We start from the raw sequence: 20333 nt of genomic DNA on the forward strand, positions 1-20333 counted from the left end.
TCGTCCTCATGACGAACGCAGGAAGACAGCGACGGTTCCCCACCGGCGACCTGGCCAGGATCGCGGTGTTCGCCGCGCTGATCGCGGTGCTGGGCGCGCCGGGCGCGGTCAACGTCTTCGGCAACGGGGTGCCGATCACGCTGCAGACGCTCGGCGTCATGCTGGCCGGGGCCGTGCTCGGGGGCTGGCGGGCGGCGCTGGCGGTGGTCGTGCTGCTGGTCCTGGTCGCGGCCGGGCTGCCGCTGCTGGCGGGCGGGCGCGGCGGGCTGGGCGTGTTCACCGCCGCCTCCGCCGGATTCCTGATCGGCTGGGTTCCCGGGGCCGCGGTCACCGGGCTGCTGGTGGAGCGGGCGGGCCGGACGCCGGGCCTCCTGCGCCTGCTGGTGGCCTGCGCGGTGGGCGGGATCGGGGTGGTCTACCTGGTCGGGGTGCCGGTGCAGGCGCTGGTGACCGGGCTGCCGCTGACCAAGGTGATGGGCCTGACCGCCCTCTTCCTGCCGGGCGACGCGCTCAAGGCGGTGGTGGCCGCGCTGGTGGCCCGAGGCACGCAACGCGCCTATCCCGACGCCGTTCCCGCCGTGCACCGCGAGCGGGTGCGCTGATGCCCGTCGCCGAGCACGTCCTACGGCACGCCGCCGAGAGCCCGTCGCGGGTCGCGCTGCGCGGTCCGCGCGGCAGCCTGACCTACGCCGAGCTGGCCGAGCGCGTCCAGGGCGGCGCGCGGCATCTGCGGGGGCGGCTTCAAGGGCGGGGCGCGCTGGTCGCCATCGCCCTGGAGGACCCGGTCGAGCTGCTGGCCGCCGTGCTGGCGGCCGATCTGGCGGGCGTGACGCCGCTGGTGGGCGACCCGGGCTGGAGCCCGGAGCGGTGGGCGCGCGTGGCGGCGGCGGCCGGGGCCGACCTGCGGGTCGGCGAGCCGCTGCCGTGCGTTCCGGGCGCGCCGCTGACGCCCGATCCCCGTCCCGATGACCGGGCGTGGGCGTGCTTCACCTCCGGCAGCACGGGCCGGCCGCGCGCGGTCGTCCGCAGCCGCGCCTCCTGGACGCGTTCCTTCCCGCACCTGTGCGAGCTGACCGGGATCGGCCCGGCCGACGTCGTCCTGGTGCCCGGCCCGCTGGTCTCCTCCCTGTACGCCTTCGCCGCGGTGCACACGCTGGCCGTCGGCGCGACCGCCCTGGTGCCGGGCGGGCGGCCGGCGTCGGCGGAGCTGCGGGTGGCGACCGCGATCCACCTGGTGCCGCACCGGCTGCCCGAGGTGCTGGAGCAGGCTCCCGGCCTGCGTACGGCCGTCGTCGGCGGCGCGGCCCTGAGCCCGCGGGCGCGGGACCTGGCCGGGCGGGCGGGGGTGCGCGTGGTGTCCTACTACGGCGCGACCGAGCTGTCGTTCGTGGCCTTCGACGCCGACGGGGGCGGGATGCGTCCCTTTCCGGGCGTCGAGATCGAGGTCAGGGCCGAGCCGGGGCGCGCGCTGGGCGAGGTGTGGGCGCGTTCGCCGTGGCTGGCCGAAGGCTATCTGGGCGGCGCGAAGGGTCCGCTGCGCCGCGACGGCCAGGGCTGGATGACGGTGGGCGACCTGGCCGAGCCGTACCGGGCGGGGCAGGTGCTGCGGGTGCGCGGGCGCGGCGACGGCGCGATCCAGACCGGCGGCGCGACCGTCGTCCCCGAGGACGTCGAGGCGGTGCTGCGGAAGGTGCCGGGCGTGGGGGACATCGTGGTGATCGGCTCGCCGCACCCGTCGCTCGGCTCGGTGGTGACCGCGGTGGTCGAGGGCGCCTGCCCGCCGCCGCGCGCGCTGCTGGAGGCCGTCGCCCGCGGCGGGCTGGACGTGGCGCAGCGGCCCCGCCGCTGGTACGCCGTCCCCGCGCTGCCGCGCACCGGGTCGGGCAAGCCCGCGCGCGGCCTGGTGGCCGACCGGCTGGCCGGCGGCGACCCCGAGATCCGGCGGCTGGTCTGACGTGGGCGGACGACCCGTCGTCGTGGCGGCCCGCCGTACGCCGATCGGCACGGCCGGGCACGCCTTCAAGGACGTGACCGTCGACCGGCTGGCCGCCCCCGTGATCCAGGCCGTGACCGAGTCCGTGACCGGTGAGGCCGGCCGGCCGGTGGACGACGTCGTGCTCGGCAACTGCATGGGCCCCGGCGGCAACGTGGCCCGGGTGTCGGCGCTGGCGGCCGGGCTCGGCCACGGCGTGCCCGGCCTGACGGTCGACCGGCAGTGCGGCAGCGGGCTGGCGGCGATCCTGGTGGCCGGGCAGGCGGTGGCCGCGGGCGAGATGGACCTGGTGATCGCCGGGGGAGCCGAGAGCGCCTCGACCGCGCCGCTGCGTACGCCGCGCGGCGCCGACCGCCCCTACGAGCGGGCGCCCTTCGCCCCCGACGGTCATCCCGACCCCGACATGGGCCCGGCCGCCGACGCCCTGGCGGCCGCGTACGGCATCAGCCGCGACCGCCAGGACGACTACGCCCGCCTCAGCCACGCCAAGGCGCTGGCCGCCCGCGCCGCGGGCGCCTTCGACCAGGAGATCGTGCCGATCGGCGGGCGGGCGGAGGACCAGCGGCCCAGGGTGCTGCGTGCGGCCTCGCTGGCCCGGCTGCCTGCGGCGTTCGTGCCGGGCGGTACAGTGACGGCCGGTAATTCCTCCCCGGTCAGCGACGGCGCGGCCGCCGTGGCGCTGGTTCATGAGCGGGCCGGCCTGCCGGGGTTGCGGCTGGTGGCCGGGTCCGTCGTCGGGTGTGATCCGGCGCTGCCCGGGTGGGGTCCGGTGCCCGCGGTCCGCCGGGTGCTGGCACGTGCGGGAGTGGACATGGGACGGGTGGCGGCGGTGGAGATCGTGGAGGCGTTCGCGGCGCAGGTGCTGGCCGTCACCGACGCGCTCGGCCTCGACCCGCTGGAGGCCGACCGTGAGCGGGTGTGCGCCGGCGGGGGCGCGCTGGCGCTCGGCCATCCGTGGGGCGCGACCGGCGCGGTGGTGGTGACCAGGCTCTTCTCCAGGCTGGTGCGCGCCGGGGCGCCGGCGGGCACGCTGGGGCTGGCGGCCGCGGCGGTGGGCGGCGGGCTGGGCGTGGCCGCGCTGTTCGAGGTGGTCGCGTGATCGAGTTCGCCGACGTGCACGTCCGGCTGGGCGGGCGTGACGTGCTGCGCGGCGTCACCGCCAGCCTGAGCGAGCGCCGGGTGGGCGTGGTGGGCGCGAACGGCTCGGGCAAGAGCACACTGGCCCGGCTGATCAACGGCCTGGCGGTGCCCACCTCGGGCGAGGTCACCGTGCTCGGCCTGGACACCCGTCGTCAGGCCGCGCGGATCAGGCGGCGGGTGGGGTTCCTGTTCACCGACCCCGACGCGCAGATCGTCATGCCGACCGTGGCCGAGGACGTCGCCTTCTCCCTGCGCAGCAAGGGCCTGCGGCGCGAGGAGGTCGAGCGCCGCGTGCACGACGTGCTGGCCCGGCACGGCCTGGGCGGGCACGCCGACCATCCCGCGCACCAGTTGTCCGGCGGCCAGAAGCAGTTGCTGGCCCTGTGCGCGGTCATGGTGCTCGAACCCGACATCCTGGTCATGGACGAGCCCACGACGCTGCTCGACCTGCGCCATTCGCGGCAGGTGGCCGAGCTGTTGCGGGAGATGCCGCAGCAGGTGGTGGCGGTCACGCATGATCTGCCGCTGCTGGCCGGGTTCGACCGGGTGCTGGTGCTGGACGAGGGCCGGGTGGTCGCCGACGGCTCACCGGCCGAGGCGATCGGCCACTACACCGAGCTGATGGCGTGAACGGGCTCACCGGCGCGTACGTGCCGGGCGGTTCGTGGCTGCACCGGCTGCCGGCCGGGGTCAAGCTGGCGGGGCTGGCGTTGTCGTGCACGGCGCTGGTGCTGCTGCGGCCGCCTGTGGCGCTGGCGGGGGCGGCGGTCGTGGCGGCGGCGCTGTACGCGTCGGCGCGGGTGGGGGGCCGGGCGGCGTGGGCGCAGGTCAGGCCGGTGCGCTGGTTCGCGGTGGTGCTGTTCGTCGTGCAGCTGGTGTTCGCGGACCTGGACGCGGCGGTGTCCTCGACGTTGCGGGTGGTGCTGGCCGTGGCGCTGGCGGGGCTGGTGACGCTGACCACGCGGACGGCCGACATGCTGGCGACGCTGGAGCGCGGCCTGTCGCCGGTCCGGTTGGTGGGGCTGGACCCGTTCCGGCTGTCGTTGCTGCTCTCGCTCACCGTGCGCAGCGTGCCGGTGGTGGCGTCGCTGGCGACGCGGGTGCGGGAGGCGCAGCGGGCGCGGGGGGTGGAGCGCAGCGTGCGGGCGTTCGCGGTGCCGCTGGTGGTGGGCGCGCTGCGGCACGCGGACGCGCTGGGCGAGGCCCTGTCGGCCCGTGGCCTCGACGACTGAGCCCGCACTTCATCGCAAAGCGGACATAAGGCAGTTGCAACTTATATCTGCACTTTTGGGCAAATATAGCCTTCTTGCGTAAATAAACGACAAAGCGGACGTCGATCGTTCGTTGCGCAAGTAGTCCTTCCCCCGTGCTGCCCACAAGAGCACTGCTCGCCGCCTGCCTGCTGGCCCCCTTCCCGCCGTCCTGCCGGGCACGGCGCACGCGGCCGCGTACTGCTCGATCCCCGACACCCCCGCCCTCACCGCCCAGGAGTCGGGGCCGCGTGAGGGCTACCTGGCCGGATCGGGCAGCGACGCCTTCGTGGACTGGATCTACCCAAGCCCGCGCCCGGCGGCCAAGGAGCCGACGGCGGCCCAGCGCCGCGACTACGCCGGCTTCCCAACCTCACCGCCGTCGACGTCGTCAGGCCCGACGGCACGCCCGGCCAGAAGCTGATCGCCACCTGGTCCACCAATGTGGACGCGGTCATGGCCCAGACCAGCGGCATGGCCGTCTCCGACGACGGCGGCCTGACCTTCGGCCCGCCGCGCGCCACCCCGCTGCGCGAGGCCCCGGTGCAGCTGCACGACGGCCGCCTGTTCGGCACCGCCTACTACCTGACGAAGGTCGACGCCCGCACCACCGAGCTGGACGTCCACACCTCCACCGACCTCGGCCAGACCTGGGACACCGCCAGGTCCACCTTCACCAGCCCCGACGAGCTGGTCGGCGGCGGCGTGGCGCACGGCGTGCCGGTGCAGCTCGCCGACGGGACCGTCCTGGTGACCGTCTACGCCCGTTACACCGCCACCGGCGGCAAGAACCAGGCCGAGCTGTACGCCAGTGCCGACGGCGGGGCAGGACCTTCGCCCGCCGCGGCGTCATCGCCCGCCCGGCCGGGGAGACGACCTACAACGAGACGGCCGTCGAGCAGACCGCCGACGGCAGCCTGCTGGCCGTCATGCGCAAGGACGGCGGCACCTACTCCACGCTGGCCTGGAGCCGCTCCACCGACGAGGGCCGCACCTGGTCGGCGGTGCGCGATCTGCAGCTTTCCGGGCAGAGCTGCACGGTGCGCGGCGTGGCCCCGCGCCTGCTGCTCATGCCCAACGGCGTGCTGGTGCTCAGCGCGGGCCGTCCGGACAACTGGCTGGCGATCTCCCGCACGTCGTCGAACAGCGCCTCGTCGCCGGTGGGGGCGGTGCCCGCGCTGCTGAAGGCGTAGCCGTCCATCGAGGTCACGGCGGCGGTGCGGGGCAGCGTGGCGATCTGGCGGTCACCGGCGTACAGGGTGGCGGCGGACGTGGTTGGCACGCTGCTTGGCGGCCAGGTCGATCCGGCCCGCGCCGGGCGCCAGGACGTCCAGGTGGCGGCGCCTGACGCCGTACCAGCCGCCGTTCTCGAACGTGCCGCTCGCCGGGCAGGCGGTCTCGTTCAGCGTCCCGCCGGCGTTGACGCCGGGCAGCTTGCAGTTGTCGAAGATCTGCACCAGCCGGTTCGTGCCGACGGGGGCCAGCGCGGTGTAACCGGACGAGCCGTGCGTGTCGTAGACGCCGTCGCGGTTGTGGTACGTCACGCGCTGCTGCGTCCAGGAGTCGCCGCGGCCGTCGGACTTCGAGGATCGCTGACCTCGCGTGGCGGCGCGGGAGCGTGCCCGCGCCGCCACCTTGGCCTGCCTTGCGCCGCCTCGACGGGCCGTGTCTATGATCGCGCCATGCCTCCCCTGACGCTTCCCCGCCAGCACGCCCGGACGGCCCGCTTCACCTACGGCGTCCCGCGGAACTTCACGATCTCCCCGGACGGCGCGCGCGTGATCTTCCTGCGGTCCTCCTCGGGCGAGGACCCGGTGCACCGGCTGTGGTCGTTCAGCGTGGCCACGGGGGAGGAGCGCCTGCTGGCCGACCCGGGCACGCCGACGCCCGGCGCGCGGCCGTCGGAGGCCGAGCGGGCCCGCAGGGAACGCACCCGCGAGCAGGCCTCCGGCATCGTGGCCTACGCCACCGACGCGGCCGTCACCAAGGCCGTCTACGCGGCCGAGGGCGCGCTGCACACCGTCGACCTGCTGACCGGCGAGGTGACGGCGCTCGGCCTGAGCGGCTCCGACCCGCGGCTCGACCCGACCGGCGAGCACGTCGCGTTCGTCTCCGGCGGCGCGCTGCACGTCGGTGAGCGGCCGCTGCTCGTCCCCGACGGCACCGACGTGACGTGGGGGCTGCCCGAGCACGTGGCCGGCGAGTCGATGGGCCGCCACCGCGGCTACTGGTGGGCGCCCGACGGGAGCAGGCTGCTGGCCGCCCGGGTGGACAACGCGGCGGTGCAGAAGTGGTGCCTGGCCGAGCCGGCCGAGCCCGGCAGGCCGCCGCGGACCATGGCCTACCCGCCGGCCGGCACGGCCAACGCCGACGTGTCGTTGTGGCTGGTCACACTGGAGGGCCGGCGCACCCGGGTGGTGTGGGACCGCGCGGCCTTCGAGTACGTGGCGGCGGTGTCGTGGACCGGTCAGGGCCTGCTGGTGCTGGTGCAGAGCCGTGACCAGCGCACCACCCGCGTCCTGGAGGTCGATCCGGCCACCGGCGCGACCACCCTGGTGCGCGAGGACACCGACGACGCCTGGCTGGAGCTGGTGGGCGGCGTGCCGTCACGCACGGCCTCGGGCGAGCTGGTCTGGACGGTCGACCGCGACGACACCCGCCGCCTGATGGTGGGCCAGGACGTGGTGACCCCGCCCGGCCTCCAGGTGCTGCAGATCCTGGCCGTCGACGGCGACACCGTGCTCTTCCAGTGCTGCGAGGAGCCGACCGAGCGGCACCTGTGCACCTGGTCCAGGGCCGAGGGCCTGGTCAGGGTGACCGCCGAGCCGGGCGTGCACACCGGCACGCGCGCCGGCGGGGCGACGGTCGTGGTGCGCCGCGCCCTGGAGGAGCACGGCGTGCGGGTGAGCGTGGGTGATCGGGTGATCGCCTCCCACGGCGCGGTGCCGGTGCTGCGGCCGCGGGTGGAGCTGGTGTCGCTGGGCAAGCGCGACCTGCGTACGGCGGTGCTGTTCCCGTCCGGGCACGTGCCGGGGTCGGGGCGGCTGCCGGTGCTGCTGTCGCCGTACGCCGGGCCGATGGCCGCGCGGGTGCTGCGCGGCCTGGACGGCTTCGCGATCGAGCAGTGGTTCGCCGAGCAGGGCTTCGCCGTGCTGGTGACCGACGGGCGGGGCACGCCGGGGCGGGGGCCGGCCTGGGAGCGCGCGGTGCGCTTCGACAAGCTGAGCGCCGCGCTGGAGGACCAGGCCGACGCGCTGCTGGCCGCCGGCGCCCGCCATCCCGACCTGGACCTGGGCCGGGTGGCGATCCGCGGCTGGTCCTACGGCGGTTATCTGTCGGCGGCGGCCGTGCTGCGCCATCCCGACGTCTTCCACGTGGCCGTGGCGGGCGCGCCGGTGACCGATCCCCGCCTGTACGACACCCACTGGCAGGAGCGTTACCTGGGCCATCCCGACGAGCATCCCGAGGCCTACGACCGCTGCTCGCTGCTGCCCGACGCGCCCCGGCTGACCCGTCCGCTGATGCTGGTGCACGGGCTGGCCGACGACAACGTCTTCGCCGCCCACACGCTGCGCCTGTCGGCGGCGCTGCTGGCCGCGGGCCGCCCGCACACCGTTCTGCCGCTGAGCGGCGTGACGCACATGACCCCCCAGGAGGACGTGGCCGAGAGCCTGCTGCTGCTGGAGCTGGAGTTCCTGCGCCACCATCTATCCCAGGTTTGACTTATATAAGGCTGTCCTGAAACACTGAGGTCGTGCACGCGTTCGACGTCCTCGGGGATCCGGTCCGCCGCCGGATCCTGGAGCTGCTGGCCGGCGGCGAGCAGAGTTCCGGCGAGGTCACCTCAGTCATCCAGCGAGAGTTCGGCATCTCGCAGCCGGCGGTCTCCCAGCATCTGAAGGTGCTGCGCGACAACGGGTTCGCCAGCGTGCGGGCCGAGGGCACGCGACGGCTCTACGCCGTGCAGGCCGCGCCGCTGCGCGAGGTCGACCTCTGGCTCGATCGTTTCCGCGGGTTCTGGGACCAGCGCCTCGACGCGCTGGCCACCGAGCTGGCGCGGGGCAGAAGAAAGAAGCACGATGGACAGCCTTGACGAGATATCCCGGATCAGGCGCGAGCTGAAGGACGGCGAGCGCAAGACCGTGTCACTGACCCGCCGCTACGACGCGGAGGTGGAGGACGTCTGGGACGCCTGCACCGACGGCGAGCGCATCGCCCGCTGGTTCATGCCCGTCTCGGGCGACCTGCGGCTGGGGGGCACGTACCAGCTGGAGGGCAACGCGGGCGGGGAGATCCTCGACTGCGAGCCGCCCTCCTACCTCAGGGTGAGCTGGCTGTTCGGGCCCGACCCCGGCTTCTCCGAGGTCGAGGTGCGCCTGTCGCCCGAGGGCGGGGGCACCCTGTTCGAGCTGCGCCACACCGCCGAGGTGCCGCCGGAGATGTGGGGCAGGTACGGGCCCGGGGCGGTGGGCGTGGGCTGGGACCTCGCGCTTCTGGGCCTGGGGCTGCACCTCTCGGGTGCGCCGCTGCCCGACAAGGCCGGTTTCGAGCTGACCGGCGAGGGCCGGAGCTACATCACGGCCAGCAGCAGGGCGTGGGGCGAGGCGTTCGAGCAGGCGGGGGCCTCGCCCGAGTCCGCCGCCACCGCGGTCGCCGCCACCACCGACTTCTACCTACCGACGGAGGACCAGTCATGAGCCAGAAGACCACGACGTTCCTGATGTTCCAGAACCGCGACGCCGAGGAGGCGATGAACTTCTACGTGTCGCTGTTCGAGGACTCCAAGGTGGTGGCCGTCTCCCACTACGGCCCCGGCGGGCCGGGGCCCGAGGGCACCGTCATGCATGCCACGTTCACCCTGGCCGGCCAGGAGTACATGTGCATCGACAGCAGTGAGCAGCACGCGTTCGGCTTCACCCCCTCGATGTCGATCTGGGTCGCGTGCGACACCGAGGAGGAGATCGACCGGCTGTACGCGGCGCTGCTGGAGGGCGGCCGGCCGCTGATGCCGATCGGCTCGTACGGCTTCAGCACCAAGTTCGGCTGGGTCAACGACCGCTTCGGCGTGTCCTGGCAGCTCAACCTGGCCTGACGGCCGCGACGGAGGTCAGGCCAGGCTCTGGCCTCCGTCGACGGTCAGGACGGTCCCGGTCACGAAGTTGTTGGCCATGAGGAACAGCGAGGCCGAGGCCGCCTCCTGGGCGGTGCCGAACCGGCCCAGCGGCGTGCCCGAGCCGGCCGCGGCGACCGCCTCCTCGCCGTCGAGGCCGAAGGTGCCGCGCGAGAGCGGGGTGTCCACGATGCCGTACCTGACGGTGTTGACGCGCAGCCGCAGCGGCGCGAGCTCGACGGCCAGGGTCCTGGTGAGCCCTTCGACGGCGCCGAGGATCGCGATGGCGGCGGCCGCGCCGGGGATGGGCCGCTGGAGGTAGAGGCCGGAGCTGAAGGTGATGGAGCCGCCGGGGGGCAGGACGCGGGCCGCGGCGCGGGCCGCGCCGTAGGCGCCCCAGAAGCGTCCGTCCACGGCCTGGCGGAGCTGCTCGACGGGGGTGTCGAGGAACGGGCCGCCGGCCAGGTCGCCCGCGGTGACCAGGACGTGGTCCACGGGGCCGGCCTCGTCCAGCACGCGTCGCAGGTCGTGTTCGTCGCTGCCGTCCGCGGCGGTGCCCGTCACGGTGCCCGTCACGGTGCCTGTCGCGGCGGCGGAGGTGCGGACTCGGTCCACGGCGGCGGCCAGGCGGTCGCGGTCGCGGGCCACCAGCGTCACGCGCGCTCCGACGGAGGCCAGCAGCGCGCCGGCCGCCAGCCCGATGCCGGAGCTGCCTCCGACGACCACCACGCCGCGGCCGGCCAGCGCGGTGGGCAGGGGCGGGCTCATGGGGACGGGGGCAAGGGTGTTCACGGTCATCGATCTCTCCTCCAGAAATAAACCATACAGTTGGTTTAGGCAGAACCCTGGCGCGCTTCCGCCCAAATGTCAACTGGATGGTTTAATTGCCGGTATGACCTACGACGCCGAAGCGACCAGGCGGCGGATCCTCGCGGCCGCCACGGCCGAGTACGCCGAGCACGGCCTGGCCGGCTCCAGGATCGACCGCATCGCGACCGCCGCCCAGGCCAACAAGCAGGCCATCTACCTCTACTTCGGCGGCAAGGACAAGCTGTTCGGCACGGTCGTGCGGGCCAAGCTGGAGGAGATCTGCCACGCCGTGAGCCTCGACCCGCGCACGCTGCCCGAGGCCGTCGGCCAGCTGTTCGACTGGTACCAGGAGCATCCGGAGCTGGTCCGGTTGCTGATGTGGGAGGCGCTGGAGGTCGGCGACGCGCCGGTGGAGGGCGAACGTGAGCGCCGGGAGTCCTACGTCGGGCACGTCGAGGGCCTGACGGCGGCCGGCCTGCGCGACCGGGCCACCGCCCAGGACTGGCTGTTCACCGTGCTGGGTCTGGTGGCATGGAACTTCGCGGCCCCGCAGATGCGCCGGCTCATCCTCGACGAGCCCGATCCCGACCGGGCGCTGGCCCGCCGCCGCGCGGCGGTCGTGGAGGCGGCGCGCGCCCTGGCGGCGGCCCACGTCCCCGTCCCCGCCGGCTGAGGGTGGGGCGAGTAGGGTGAGTAAGTGTTCACCCACCCTCTCGCGAAGGGCACGACATGAGGCTCGTCATCTTCGGCGCGACCGGCCGCACCGGGCTCGAACTCGTCCGTCAGGCGCTCGACCTGGGCCACGAGGTCACCGCCGTCGTCCGTGATCCCGCCCGGCTGCCGGACGGGCTGCGCGGCCGCGTCGAGACCGTGACCGCCGACCTGGCCGACCCGCAGGCCATCGCCCCGGCGATCAAGGGCCGGGACGCCGTCCTGATCGCGCTCGGCCCGCGCGGGCGCGGCCCGACCACCGTGCACTCGTCGAGCATGCGCTCGATCACCCAGGCGATGGCGCGGGTCTCGGCCCGGCGGGTGCTGCTGGTGAGCGCCGCGGGCCTGGTCGCCGACGCCGGTGACGGCGCGGTCACCCGGTACGTGCTCAAGCCCCTCATCCTGCAGCCGCTGCTCAAGAACTCCTACACCGACCTGGCCGAGTCCGAGCGCCTGCTGCGCGCCACGGGCCTGGACTGGACGATCGTGCGCCCGTCGCGCCTGCTCGACGGCGGGCTCACCGGCCGTTACCGCACGGCCAGGGATCTCAACCTGCGCGGGGGCCGCTCCACCACCCGCGCCGACCTGGCCGACTGCATGCTGAAGCTGGCCGCCGACCCGGCCTCGGCGGGGCACGTCGTGTCGGTGGCCACGTAGCAGGGCTTCAGGCCGCGATCGAGGCCAGGAAGTCGTCGAGCAGGGCCGTCTGGGTCTCTTCGGGGAAGCGTCCGGGGTCGAACAGCGCCTGGACGACGAGCCCGTGGACGAAGGCCACGGCACTGGCCGCCAGCCGTTCGGGGTCGGCCGCCGGAGGCAGTTCGCCGAGGTCGCGGGCGGCCTCCAGATGGGCGCGCAGCGCCGAGCGCAGCCGGGTGTAGCGGGCGGCCTGGCCGGCGCCGAGGTCGTCGTCGGCCAGGGCCAGGTCCCATGAGCTGACCCAGATGCGGTTGCGGGCGACGTCGGCGGGGGCCAGCGGCAGGATGTCGAGCAGCGCGGCCCGCAGGGCGGCCAGGCCGGCGGCGGGGGCCCGGCGCCGGGGGCGGCCGGCCGTGCGCCGCTCCAGCAGGTCGAGCGCGTGCCCGACCAGGGCCCGCTTGGTGGGGAAGTAGTGCATGAGCAGGCCGGTCGAGACGCCCATGGCGGCGGCGACGGCGCGCAGGGTGAGCCCGCCGAACCCCTTGTCGGCCAGCACCTGCCAGACCGCCTGTGAGACGTCCTCGCGGCGGGCTTCACGGTCTCCGGCTGCGGGTGGCATGCTGCTACCTTACATACCGAACGCTCGTTACGTACCTTTGGACGGTGTCCGTGTTCACACTGCCGCTCGGCGACGACGCCGAGCTCCGCCCGCTGGAGCCCTGGCAGGCCCAGGAGTTCCTGGACCACATCGACCGCGCCCGCCCCTTGGTGGACCCGTGGATCCCGTGGGCCGAGCGCAGCACCGACCTGGCCTCGGCCACGGCCGTCCTGCAGCGCTATGCCGACGACCAGGCCGGCGACGGCGCCCGCATCTACGGGATCTGGCTGGCCGGCACGCTGGTCGGCGGCGTCATGTTCACCCGGTTCGACGCGGTCTCGGGGGTGTGCGAGATCGGCTGCTGGCTGGAGGCGGCCGGGACGGGCCGTGGGCTGGTGACCCGGGCCTGCCGGCTGCTGATCGACTGGGCGTTCGCCGAGCGCGGCATGGCGCGCGTGGAATGGTGGGTCTCGCCGGGCAACACGCGCAGCGTCGAGGTGGCGCGCCGGCTCGGGATGACCCGCGACGGCGTGCTGCGCAAGCGTTTCCCGTACCGGGGCGAGCGGCAGGACAGCGAGGTCTGGTCGCTGCTGGCCGACGACGGGCCGCCCTGCGGCGTCAAGGCCGAGCTCGACGGGCTGATGGCGGCGTTCATGGGCGCCTTCACCAACACCGGCGGACGCCGCCCCGACGTCGGCGTCGTGCGCGACCTGTTCGTCCCGCAGGCGATGATCGTCAACAACACCGGGCCCGAGCCCGTGGTCCACGACCTGGACGGCTTCGTCGAGCCCCGGCAGCGCATCCTCACCGACGGGACGCTGACCGAGTTCCGCGAGTGGGAGGTCGCCGAGCGCACCGAGATCTTCGGGTCGGTGGCGCACCGGTTCAGCGACTACCGCAAGTCCGGTGTACGGGACGGGGTGCCGTTCGAGGGCGGGGGCCGCAAGACCACCCAGTTCGTCCGGACGCCCGCCGGGTGGCGGATGAGCTCGATGGCCTGGGACGACGAGTGAGGCCGGGTCAGGCGGCCACCTTGTCCAGGAAGGAACGCACGTTGGCGTGCGTGCGGGCGATCTTCTCCGCCGGCGTCAGCGACTCGTCCACGACGCCGGCGCCCGCGGCCTGCTTCCTGCCGCGCAGGTAGAGGGGGCAGGCCAGGTCGGCGCACAGGTACTGGCCGACGGTGTTGCCCTGGCGGCCGGGCTCGCCGGTGCGGCGGGCGGTCATCAGGGCGACGCCGCCGCTGGTGTGGGTGGTCAGGCAGAAGGAGCACATGCTGCGCGAGGTGAAGGCCCGCGGGGCGCCGGAGGTCACGCGCAGGGCGACGCCCACGAGGGTGTCGTCGCGTTCGGCGACCAGGTAGGCGCGCTCGGGGGCGCCGGGATCTCGCCAGCCGAGGAAGTCGAGGTCGTCCCAGGGCAGGTCGGCCAGTTCCCTGGGCAGGCCGACGCGTTTGGCCTCGCCTTTGGTGCAGTTGATGAACGATGTGCGGATGTCGGGTTCGGTCAGCGGTCTCATGGTTGTGGAGGCTAGCCGTTCTTAACGGTAGTATGCAAATACTTAAAGCCTTTAAGAAGGAGTGCCGTGGTGGCCCGCGCCGGAGTGACCGTCGACCGTCTGACCAGGGCGGCCGCGGACCTGGCCGACGAGGTCGGCTTCCAGAACGTGACCGTCTCCGCGCTCGCCCGCGGCTTCGGCGTCAAGCCCGCCGCCCTGTACGCGCACGTCAAGGACCTCCAGGAGCTGCGGCTCAGGGTGGCGGAGCTGGCCTTGGGCGAGATGGCCGACCGGGCCGCCGCCGCGCTGGCCGGCCGGTCGGGCAAGGAGGCGCTGGTGCCCTTCGCCAACGCCTACCGCGGCTACGCCAAGGAACATCCGGGCCGCTACGCCGCCACCCAGCTGGAGCTCGACTCCGAGTCGCTGGACGTCAGCGCGGGCCGCCGCCACGCGGAGCTGACGCGGGCCGTCCTGCGCGCCTACGGCCTGTCCGAGCCCGACCAGACCGACGCGCTGCGCATGATGAGCAGCACGCTGCACGGTTACGTGACGCTGGAGACGGCCGGCGGGTTCCGCCGTCATCCCCGCGACGTGGAGTCCTCCTGGTCCAGGACGCTGGACGCCCTGGACGCCGTCCTGCGGAACTGGCCCCCGGCCTGAGAACCGACCTGAGAACCGGGCTCAGACGGCCGCCCACAGCTGGGCCTTGTTGGTCAGCCCCGGCGAGCACGGGAAGATCTTGACGAAGGTGTCCAGGGTGTCCAGGCAGCTTCCCGACGCCAGGGCCGAACGGATCTGGTTGAACCCCGAGCCCTTGACGAACGGCACCCCGCCCAGCGTGAACCATCTGACGGCGGGGTCGGACTCGCCGCAGGCCCGTTCCACCACCTGCGCGCCGAACCCGGCCGATTCGGCCGCCACGCACATCCGGGTCAGCGGGTTGCGCAGCAGGAACGCGTCCCCGGCCAGCGGGAGGATCTCCCACTGCTGCTCGTTGACGCTGTGGCAGGTGAAGCGCTGCAGCCGGGCGCCGGGGACGAAGATGTCGTCCTCGGTCCGGATGTCGAGGCATTTGCTCTGTTCGGCCTCCTTGACGTGGACGGGCGTCGCGGCGTGGGCGGTGGCGGGGATCAGGCCGAGGGCGAGCGCGGCGCCCAGCGCGTACCCGATCCGGCGCAGGTGTCTCATGGGGGTCTCCTTCTGGTCGTTGCGGGTGTCCATCTGTCTGGGCGTTCCATGGCGTTCCATCGAGGTGCGTGTTGGCCGCGGGGCCGCCGGTGCCGCACAGTGGCCGGGTGAGCGATGTGACGACGGATCAGGCCCTGTCCGGCGGCGTGGGCGGGGCGGCCGCGCTGGAGCCGCTGCTGCGTGACGTGCTGGCCGCCCTGGCCGAGGGCGCGCGACGGCGGGCCGGTCCGCTGCCCGCCGGCACGCCCGGTGAGCTGGCCGCCGAGGTGGCGCGGGCGTTCGCGTCGGAGGGCGGCGGCCTGACGGCGCTGACCGAGCTGCTGGCCTACGGGAGCGCCGATCCGGCCGATCCGTTCTGCGCGGCGCATCTGCACTGTCCGCCGCTGGCCGTGGCGGTGGCGGCCGATCTGGCGGTCTCGGCGCTCAACCCGTCGCTGGACTCCTGGGACCAGGCGCCGGCCGCGACCGCGCTGGAGACGTCGCTGCTGGCCGAGCTGGCCGATCTGGTGGGGTTCGGGTCGGCGGCGGCCGGCGTGCTGACCTCGGGCGGCACCGAGTCCAACCTGATGGGCCTGATGCTGGCCAGGGACGCGGTGGTGGGCCGGGCGGCGGGCGACAGGGTCGAGCTGGCGGGCCTGCCGGGGCGAGGGCCCGCCGGCTCGGCCCGGCCGCGGATCTTCGCCTCCGAGGCGGCGCACTTCTCCGTCCGGCGGGCCGCGGCGCTGCTCGGGCTCGGGGAGGAGGCGGTGGTGGCCGTCCCGGCCGACCGGGAGCTGCGGATGGACGCCGGCACGCTGGCGGGGGCGCTGGGGGCGAGCGTGCGGCGTGGGGAGCTGCCGGTGGCGGTGGTGGCCACGGCGGGCACGACGGACACCGGGGCGATCGATCCGTTGCGGGCGTGCGCGGCGCTGGCCGCCGAGCACGGCGCCTGGCTGCACGTCGATGCCGCCTACGGTGGTGGCGCGCTGCTGTCGGACCGGCTCGCGCCGCTCCTGGACGGTCTCGCGCTGGCCGACTCGGTGTCGCTGGACTGGCACAAGCTCGGCTGGCAGCCGGCCGCGGCGGGGGTCTTCCTGGTGCGCCGGGCCGAGACGTACGCGTCGCTGGCCCGGCGGGCGGCCTACCTCAACCCGGCCGACGACGAGGAGGCCGGTTATCCGAGCCTGCTGGGGTACTCGCTGCGCACCACGCGGCGGGCCGACGCGTTCAAGATCGTGGTGACGTTGCGCACGCTGGGCCGGGCGGGGCTGGGCCGCCTGGTGGAGGCCTGCCATGACCTGGCCCGGCACGGCGCGGCGGCGGTGCGCGCCCATCGGCGGCTGGAGCTGCACGCCGATCCGGTGCTGACCGCGTTCCTGTTCCGGTACGTGCCGGCCGATCCGGCGCGCTCGGATGAGGTGAACGCGGGGTTGCGGCGCAGGCTGCTGCGGGAGGGGCGGGCGGTGGTGGGGCGTACCGAGCTGCCGGGGGCGGGGCCGGGGCGGGTGCGGCTCAAGCTGACTCTGCTCAACCCGTACGCCACGCCGGCCGACCTCGACCGGCTGGTGGCGACGGTGGCGGCGGCGGGCGAGGCCGAGGAGCTCGCCCCCTGACCGGCCCCACCCCGGCCCCCACCCCGGCCCGCCCCCGGCGCAGTCAGTGGAGGAGGGTGGAGGGGTCGCGTTCCGGGGGGCCCGCGGGCCACCAGTGGCCGTCGTGCCGGGTGAAGGGGTACCAGCGGCCGTCGCGGCCGTAGCGGACCTGGCGGGGGCCGAGGGTCCAGCGGTTGCGCCAGGTCTCCAGGCCGGGCGGGGGTTCGCCGTCCCAGCCGGACTCCAGCAGCGCCTGCGCTCTGGCCAGGTCCTGGCGGGGCGGCGTCCAGGGGGTTTCGAGGGCGTCGAGGCCGGGGGCGCCGCCGTAGCGCCAGGCCTGGACGGCGGGTTCCAGGCCGAGGTCGAGGTCGTGCTCGGCGGCCAGGCGGACGCGGTCCTGGTGTTCGGTCAGCGGTTCCAGGCGGCCGCGCTGCAGGATCTGGCGGGCGCGGCCGGCGGCGGAGGCGGCCAGCACGGCCAGGGCGGCCACGTCCACGCCGGGTGCGGGGTCCAGGGCCAGGGGGGTGAAGGCGCTCTCGTGCGGCGGCGGTTCGGGCAGCGGCGGCCGGCCGGCCGCGAACGCCTGCGCCGCGGGCACGCCACCGGCCGCGGCAGTGGTCCCCGCGCCGGCGGCGGGGGGCTGGGCCAGGGGCAGGTGGCGGGTCTGCAGGGCCTCGATCAGGTCCCGCTCGCCGCGTCCGCGCAGCAGCAGCAGGACGAACGGGTCGCCGTCCAGCAGCCAGGACGCCTGGTAGCACAGGGCGGCGGCGTGCTTGCACGGGTGTCCCCAGTCGGGGCAGGAGCATTCGGGTTCCAGGTCGCCGACGGTGGGCAGCAGCGGCACGGCGGCGTCCTCGGCGGCCTCGACCAGGTCGTGCGGGACGTCGCGGTCGAGCAGGGCGGCGATGTGCCCGGCCTTGGCGGCGACCTGGTCCAGGAAGCGTTCCCAGGCGGCGTCGGTGAGCTGTTCGACGCGGACGACGGTGTCGTACTCGTGCTCGATGACGGCGGCGAGCCTGCCGGGGCTGACGGTGATCGGGCCGACCTGGCCGGTCTTGGCGTAGGCGCGGCCCTTGCGCAGCAGGGTCTGGTCGAGCGAGGTGTCCTCCAGGGCCTTGATCCACGCCTGGCCCCACCAGGTGGTGGCGAAGCGGGCGCCGGCGCGTTGCGGGGGGAAGGCGGCGAATCCGCGTACGGCGGTCATCTGAGCTCCACGAGTGCGGCGAGTTCGGCGTCGGTCAGCTCGGTGAAGGCGGCCTCGCCGGAGGCCAGGACGGCGTCGGCGAGCGAGCGCTTGGCGCTCAGCATGGCGGCGATGCGGTCCTCGATCGTGCCTTCGGCGATGAGGCGGTGCACCTGGACGGGCCGGGTCTGGCCGATGCGGTAGGCGCGGTCGGTGGCCTGGTCCTCCACGGCGGGGTTCCACCAGCGGTCGTAGTGGATGACGTGGTCGGCGCGGGTGAGGTTGAGGCCGGTGCCGGCGGCCTTGAGGGAGAGCAGGAAGACGGGGGCGTGGCCGTCCTGGAAGCGGGCGACCATCTCCTCGCGGCGGGCGACCGGGGTGCCGCCGTGCAGGAGCTGGGTGCCGACGCCGCGGCCGGTCAGGTGCTTGTCCAGGAGCCGGGCCATGGCGACGTACTGGGTGAAGACCAGCACGGCGCCGTCCTCGGCGACGATCGTGTCGACGAGCTCGTCGAGGAGTTCGAGCTTGCCGGAGCGGCCGGTCAGCCGGGGGGACGATTCGTGCAGGTAGTGGGCGGGGTGGTTGCAGATCTGCTTGAGCCCGGTCAGCAGTTTGACGATCAGGCCGCGTCTGGCCATGCCCTTGGCGTTCTCGATCTGGGTCATGCTCTCGCGGACGACGGCCTCGTACAGGGCGGCCTGTTCGGTGGTGAGGGGGACGGGCCGGTCGGTCTCGGTCTTGGGCGGCAGTTCGGGGGCGATGCCGGGGTCGCTCTTGCGGCGGCGCAGCAGGAACGGGCCGACGAGCCTGGCCAGCCGGGCGGCGGTGTCGGCGTCGCCGGACTCGACCGGTTTGGCCCAGCGGGCCCTGAAGCGGGTCAGGGGGCCGAGCAGGCCGGGGGTGGTCCAGTCGAGGACGGCCCACAGTTCGGACAGGTTGTTCTCCACGGGCGTGCCGGTGAGGGCGACGCGGGCGGCGGCGGGGATCTCGCGCAGCGCCTTGGCGGTGCCGGAGGCGGGGTTCTTGACGTGCTGGGCCTCGTCGGCGACCAGCAGGCCCCAGGGGTGGGCGCCGAGGGTGGCGGCGTCCAGGCGCATGGTGCCGTACGTGGTGAGCACGAACCCGTCGTCGGCCAGGGTGCGGGCGGCGCCGTGGTAGCGGCGGACCGGGACGCCGGGGGCGAACCTGGTGATCTCGCGTTCCCAGTTGCCCAGCAGCGAGGCCGGGCAGACGACGAGGGTGGGCCCGGTGCCGGCGCGGTGCAGGTGGAGCGCGATCAGGGTGATGGTCTTGCCCAGGCCCATGTCGTCGGCCAGGCAGCCGCCCAGGCCGAGCGAGGTCATCCTGGCCAGCCAGCGCAGCCCTTGGAGCTGGTAGTCGCGCAGGGTGGCGGCCAGGCCAGGCGGCGGGTCGACGGGGTCGGGGTCGGTGAGCCGGTCGCGCAGGTCGGCGAGCCAGGCGGTGGGCTCGACGGCGATCTGTTCCGGTTCGCCTTCGGCGTCGATCTCGACCGTGCCGGTGAGCGCGGCGCCGAGCGCCTGGAGGCCGGTGAGGGGTTTGAGGTCGCGCAGGCGGGCCTTGCGGGCCAGGCCGGGTTCGATGAGCACCCATTGGTCGCGCAGCCGTACGACGGGCCGGTGGGACTCGGCCAGCAGGTCCATCTCGGCGGCGCTCAGCGGGGCGCCGCCGAGGGCGAGCCGCCAGTTGAAGCTGGTCAGGTGGCGGCCGCCCAGGAAGGAGGGCAGGTCGGAGGGCGCGCTGTCGCGTTCGCCGACGACGGCGTGGGCGCTCAGGCCGCGGACGAGGGAGCGCGGCCAGTGGACCTCGACGCCGGCGGCGGTGAGCCGGTCGGCCGCGCCGGTCAGCAGGTCCTCCACGTCGCCGTCGGTGAGGGCGAGCTCGTCGGGGACGGCGTGGTCGAGCAGCCGTTCCAGGCGGGGCCAGGCGCGGGCGGCGCGGCGCAGGGCGAGGGTGACCTCGATCCTGGCGCCGGGGCCGAACCCGGGGTCGTGTCCTTGCCACAGGTCGGCGGCGTCCACGACGAGCGAGGGGTCGGCCAGGCCGTGCACCTGGACGACGGCCCGGAAGTCGGCTTGGGCCAGGTCGTCGGTCTCCAGCCGGAGCGAGAGCCGGACGCCGGAGTCGAGCCCCGCCGAGACCTCCTGGGCCCAGGGCCGCAGGTGGGGCACCTTGACGGGTTTGACGGCGGCGAAGGCGGTGGTGCCGGTGGCGCGTACGGCTCCGGGCGAGCGGGGCATGGCGTCGGCCACGGCGTCGAGGAAGGCGCGCACGAGCGGCTCGGCGTCGGGCAGCAGCAGGTCGCCCACGGGGAGGGCGCGGGCGGCGGCGGGCATGGCCTCGGCCAGTTCGCGCACCCGGCGGGCGTCGGCGGCGTCGAGGGGGCCGGCGCGCCAGGAGTCGTGGCCGTCGGGTGAGACGGCGGGCAGGATGCGGCCGCGGGTGACGAGCTGGAGGGCGACCAGCGCGACCGCGCCCCAGAAGCGGGTGGCCGGGTGGGCGGCGGCGTCGGCGCGCGCCCTGGCCAGCACGGCGACGGCGTCGGCGACGGGGATCTCGGTGACGGCGCGCTCGCGGGGGCGGGGCGAGCCGTCACCGTCCTGTTCGATCACTGTTTCGAGCACAGTG

At 74.6% G+C, this 20333-nt stretch carries 23 protein-coding genes; 15 read left to right on the top strand and 8 right to left on the bottom strand.

Features of this window, described 5'->3' with window-relative positions:
• Positions 1 to 8: 8 nt before the first annotated feature.
• Genes ABZ815_RS19550 through ABZ815_RS19570 form a run of 5 tightly spaced genes read left to right on the top strand, consistent with a single transcriptional unit; the run spans position 9 to position 4365 of the window.
• Positions 9 to 602, top strand: coding sequence for a biotin transporter BioY (locus tag ABZ815_RS19550; RefSeq protein ID WP_357699670.1), 594 nt, complete (start codon positions 9 to 11; stop codon positions 600 to 602).
• A complete protein-coding gene (locus ABZ815_RS19555; RefSeq protein ID WP_357699672.1) occupies positions 602 to 1954 on the top strand; it encodes an AMP-binding protein in 1353 nt (450 codons plus the stop codon). The genes ABZ815_RS19550 and ABZ815_RS19555 overlap by 1 nt, the downstream gene beginning before the upstream one ends.
• Before the next feature lies 1 nt (position 1955).
• Positions 1956 to 3092 carry a thiolase family protein gene (locus ABZ815_RS19560; RefSeq protein WP_357699674.1) on the top strand — a complete coding sequence of 379 codons (1137 nt, stop codon included), beginning with the start codon at positions 1956 to 1958 and terminating at the stop codon, positions 3090 to 3092.
• A complete protein-coding gene (locus ABZ815_RS19565; RefSeq protein ID WP_357699675.1) occupies positions 3089 to 3763 on the top strand; it encodes an ABC transporter ATP-binding protein in 675 nt (224 codons plus the stop codon). Before ABZ815_RS19560 ends, ABZ815_RS19565 begins: the two co-directional genes overlap by 4 nt.
• Positions 3760 to 4365: an energy-coupling factor transporter transmembrane protein EcfT gene (locus ABZ815_RS19570; RefSeq protein WP_357699677.1), complete on the top strand. Its 606-nt coding sequence runs from the start codon at positions 3760 to 3762 to the stop codon at positions 4363 to 4365. Before ABZ815_RS19565 ends, ABZ815_RS19570 begins: the two co-directional genes overlap by 4 nt.
• A 372-nt stretch (positions 4366 to 4737) precedes the next feature.
• On the opposite strand, the gene ABZ815_RS19575 is transcribed toward ABZ815_RS19570, so the two are convergent.
• Positions 4738 to 5010, bottom strand: a complete 273-nt coding sequence (locus tag ABZ815_RS19575) for a hypothetical protein (protein WP_357699679.1) — start codon at positions 5008 to 5010, stop codon at positions 4738 to 4740.
• 302 nt (positions 5011 to 5312) lie between these two features.
• Here ABZ815_RS19575 and ABZ815_RS19580 point away from each other — a divergent pair, with 302 nt between their 5' ends.
• Positions 5313 to 5576 (top strand): hypothetical protein, encoded by a 264-nt coding sequence (locus tag ABZ815_RS19580; RefSeq protein ID WP_357699681.1) that lies wholly within the window; start codon positions 5313 to 5315, stop codon positions 5574 to 5576.
• Positions 5577 to 5627: 51 nt separating this feature from the next.
• Here the strand turns inward: ABZ815_RS19580 and ABZ815_RS19585 are convergent, their stop codons facing one another.
• Positions 5628 to 5927 (bottom strand): hypothetical protein, encoded by a 300-nt coding sequence (locus ABZ815_RS19585; protein ID WP_357699683.1) that lies wholly within the window; start codon positions 5925 to 5927, stop codon positions 5628 to 5630.
• A 138-nt stretch (positions 5928 to 6065) separates the two neighbouring features.
• Between ABZ815_RS19585 and ABZ815_RS19590 the strand changes: the two genes are divergently transcribed.
• Genes ABZ815_RS19590 through ABZ815_RS19605 form a run of 4 tightly spaced genes read left to right on the top strand, consistent with a single transcriptional unit; the run spans position 6066 to position 9475 of the window.
• Positions 6066 to 8105, top strand: coding sequence for a prolyl oligopeptidase family serine peptidase (locus ABZ815_RS19590; RefSeq protein WP_357699685.1), 2040 nt, complete (start codon positions 6066 to 6068; stop codon positions 8103 to 8105).
• Positions 8106 to 8137: 32 nt separating this feature from the next.
• The gene (locus ABZ815_RS19595) at positions 8138 to 8476 is read left to right on the top strand and encodes a metalloregulator ArsR/SmtB family transcription factor (RefSeq protein WP_357699687.1); all 339 of its coding nucleotides are present in this window, start codon (positions 8138 to 8140) and stop codon (positions 8474 to 8476) included.
• Positions 8463 to 9080 carry an SRPBCC family protein gene (locus ABZ815_RS19600; RefSeq protein ID WP_357699689.1) on the top strand — a complete coding sequence of 206 codons (618 nt, stop codon included), beginning with the start codon at positions 8463 to 8465 and terminating at the stop codon, positions 9078 to 9080. Before ABZ815_RS19595 ends, ABZ815_RS19600 begins: the two co-directional genes overlap by 14 nt.
• Entirely contained in the window at positions 9077 to 9475 is a 399-nt protein-coding gene (locus tag ABZ815_RS19605) for a VOC family protein (protein ID WP_357699691.1), read from the top strand. The genes ABZ815_RS19600 and ABZ815_RS19605 overlap by 4 nt, the downstream gene beginning before the upstream one ends.
• A 15-nt stretch (positions 9476 to 9490) precedes the next feature.
• On the opposite strand, the gene ABZ815_RS19610 is transcribed toward ABZ815_RS19605, so the two are convergent.
• A complete protein-coding gene (locus ABZ815_RS19610; RefSeq protein ID WP_357699693.1) occupies positions 9491 to 10291 on the bottom strand; it encodes an SDR family oxidoreductase in 801 nt (266 codons plus the stop codon).
• 94 nt (positions 10292 to 10385) lie between these two features.
• Between ABZ815_RS19610 and ABZ815_RS19615 the strand changes: the two genes are divergently transcribed.
• Positions 10386 to 10976, top strand: a complete 591-nt coding sequence (locus tag ABZ815_RS19615; RefSeq protein ID WP_357699695.1) for a TetR family transcriptional regulator — start codon at positions 10386 to 10388, stop codon at positions 10974 to 10976.
• Between the two features lie 56 nt (positions 10977 to 11032).
• Positions 11033 to 11671, top strand: a complete 639-nt coding sequence (locus tag ABZ815_RS19620; protein ID WP_357699697.1) for an SDR family oxidoreductase — start codon at positions 11033 to 11035, stop codon at positions 11669 to 11671.
• Between the two features lie 7 nt (positions 11672 to 11678).
• Here ABZ815_RS19620 and ABZ815_RS19625 read toward each other — a convergent pair whose 3' ends face one another.
• Positions 11679 to 12269: a TetR/AcrR family transcriptional regulator gene (locus ABZ815_RS19625; protein ID WP_357699698.1), complete on the bottom strand. Its 591-nt coding sequence runs from the start codon at positions 12267 to 12269 to the stop codon at positions 11679 to 11681.
• A 44-nt stretch (positions 12270 to 12313) separates the two neighbouring features.
• Between ABZ815_RS19625 and ABZ815_RS19630 the strand changes: the two genes are divergently transcribed.
• Complete coding sequence (locus ABZ815_RS19630; protein ID WP_357699700.1) at positions 12314 to 13261, top strand: GNAT family protein; 948 nt, start codon at positions 12314 to 12316, stop codon at positions 13259 to 13261.
• 7 nt (positions 13262 to 13268) lie between these two features.
• Here ABZ815_RS19630 and ABZ815_RS19635 read toward each other — a convergent pair whose 3' ends face one another.
• Positions 13269 to 13766 (bottom strand): FBP domain-containing protein, encoded by a 498-nt coding sequence (locus tag ABZ815_RS19635; protein ID WP_357699702.1) that lies wholly within the window; start codon positions 13764 to 13766, stop codon positions 13269 to 13271.
• 69 nt (positions 13767 to 13835) lie between these two features.
• Here ABZ815_RS19635 and ABZ815_RS19640 point away from each other — a divergent pair, with 69 nt between their 5' ends.
• Complete coding sequence (locus ABZ815_RS19640; protein ID WP_357699704.1) at positions 13836 to 14405, top strand: WHG domain-containing protein; 570 nt, start codon at positions 13836 to 13838, stop codon at positions 14403 to 14405.
• A gap of 21 nt (positions 14406 to 14426) precedes the next feature.
• Here the strand turns inward: ABZ815_RS19640 and ABZ815_RS19645 are convergent, their stop codons facing one another.
• Positions 14427 to 14933 (bottom strand): ricin-type beta-trefoil lectin domain protein, encoded by a 507-nt coding sequence (locus tag ABZ815_RS19645; RefSeq protein ID WP_357699706.1) that lies wholly within the window; start codon positions 14931 to 14933, stop codon positions 14427 to 14429.
• 107 nt (positions 14934 to 15040) lie between these two features.
• On the opposite strand from ABZ815_RS19645, the gene ABZ815_RS19650 reads away from it, so the two are divergent.
• Positions 15041 to 16525, top strand: coding sequence for a pyridoxal-dependent decarboxylase (locus ABZ815_RS19650; protein WP_357699708.1), 1485 nt, complete (start codon positions 15041 to 15043; stop codon positions 16523 to 16525).
• A 43-nt stretch (positions 16526 to 16568) separates the two neighbouring features.
• Here the strand turns inward: ABZ815_RS19650 and ABZ815_RS19655 are convergent, their stop codons facing one another.
• Together ABZ815_RS19655 and ABZ815_RS19660 are read right to left on the bottom strand one after the other, a co-directional pair.
• A complete protein-coding gene (locus ABZ815_RS19655) occupies positions 16569 to 17708 on the bottom strand; it encodes an SWIM zinc finger family protein (RefSeq protein ID WP_357699710.1) in 1140 nt (379 codons plus the stop codon).
• Entirely contained in the window at positions 17705 to 20317 is a 2613-nt protein-coding gene (locus tag ABZ815_RS19660; RefSeq protein WP_357699712.1) for a DEAD/DEAH box helicase, read from the bottom strand. Before ABZ815_RS19660 ends, ABZ815_RS19655 begins: the two co-directional genes overlap by 4 nt.
• Positions 20318 to 20333 lie beyond the last annotated feature (16 nt).

The sequence above is a fragment of the Nonomuraea sp. NPDC047529 genome (genome assembly GCF_040642995.1).
Taxonomy (GTDB): domain Bacteria; phylum Actinomycetota; class Actinomycetes; order Streptosporangiales; family Streptosporangiaceae; genus Nonomuraea.

Coding starts and splice junctions, on each gene's coding strand:
- ABZ815_RS19645 (WP_357699706.1), bottom strand. CDS start 14,933: ATGAGACACCTGCGCCGGATCGGGTACGCGCTGGGCGCCGCGCTCGCC.
- ABZ815_RS19550 (WP_357699670.1), top strand. CDS start 9: ATGACGAACGCAGGAAGACAGCGACGGTTCCCCACCGGCGACCTGGCC.
- ABZ815_RS19625 (WP_357699698.1), bottom strand. CDS start 12,269: ATGCCACCCGCAGCCGGAGACCGTGAAGCCCGCCGCGAGGACGTCTCA.
- ABZ815_RS19615 (WP_357699695.1), top strand. CDS start 10,386: ATGACCTACGACGCCGAAGCGACCAGGCGGCGGATCCTCGCGGCCGCC.
- ABZ815_RS19580 (WP_357699681.1), top strand. CDS start 5,313: ATGCGCAAGGACGGCGGCACCTACTCCACGCTGGCCTGGAGCCGCTCC.
- ABZ815_RS19590 (WP_357699685.1), top strand. CDS start 6,066: ATGCCTCCCCTGACGCTTCCCCGCCAGCACGCCCGGACGGCCCGCTTC.
- ABZ815_RS19655 (WP_357699710.1), bottom strand. CDS start 17,708: ATGACCGCCGTACGCGGATTCGCCGCCTTCCCCCCGCAACGCGCCGGC.
- ABZ815_RS19555 (WP_357699672.1), top strand. CDS start 602: ATGCCCGTCGCCGAGCACGTCCTACGGCACGCCGCCGAGAGCCCGTCG.
- ABZ815_RS19635 (WP_357699702.1), bottom strand. CDS start 13,766: ATGAGACCGCTGACCGAACCCGACATCCGCACATCGTTCATCAACTGC.
- ABZ815_RS19600 (WP_357699689.1), top strand. CDS start 8,463: ATGGACAGCCTTGACGAGATATCCCGGATCAGGCGCGAGCTGAAGGAC.
- ABZ815_RS19620 (WP_357699697.1), top strand. CDS start 11,033: ATGAGGCTCGTCATCTTCGGCGCGACCGGCCGCACCGGGCTCGAACTC.
- ABZ815_RS19610 (WP_357699693.1), bottom strand. CDS start 10,291: ATGACCGTGAACACCCTTGCCCCCGTCCCCATGAGCCCGCCCCTGCCC.
- ABZ815_RS19605 (WP_357699691.1), top strand. CDS start 9,077: ATGAGCCAGAAGACCACGACGTTCCTGATGTTCCAGAACCGCGACGCC.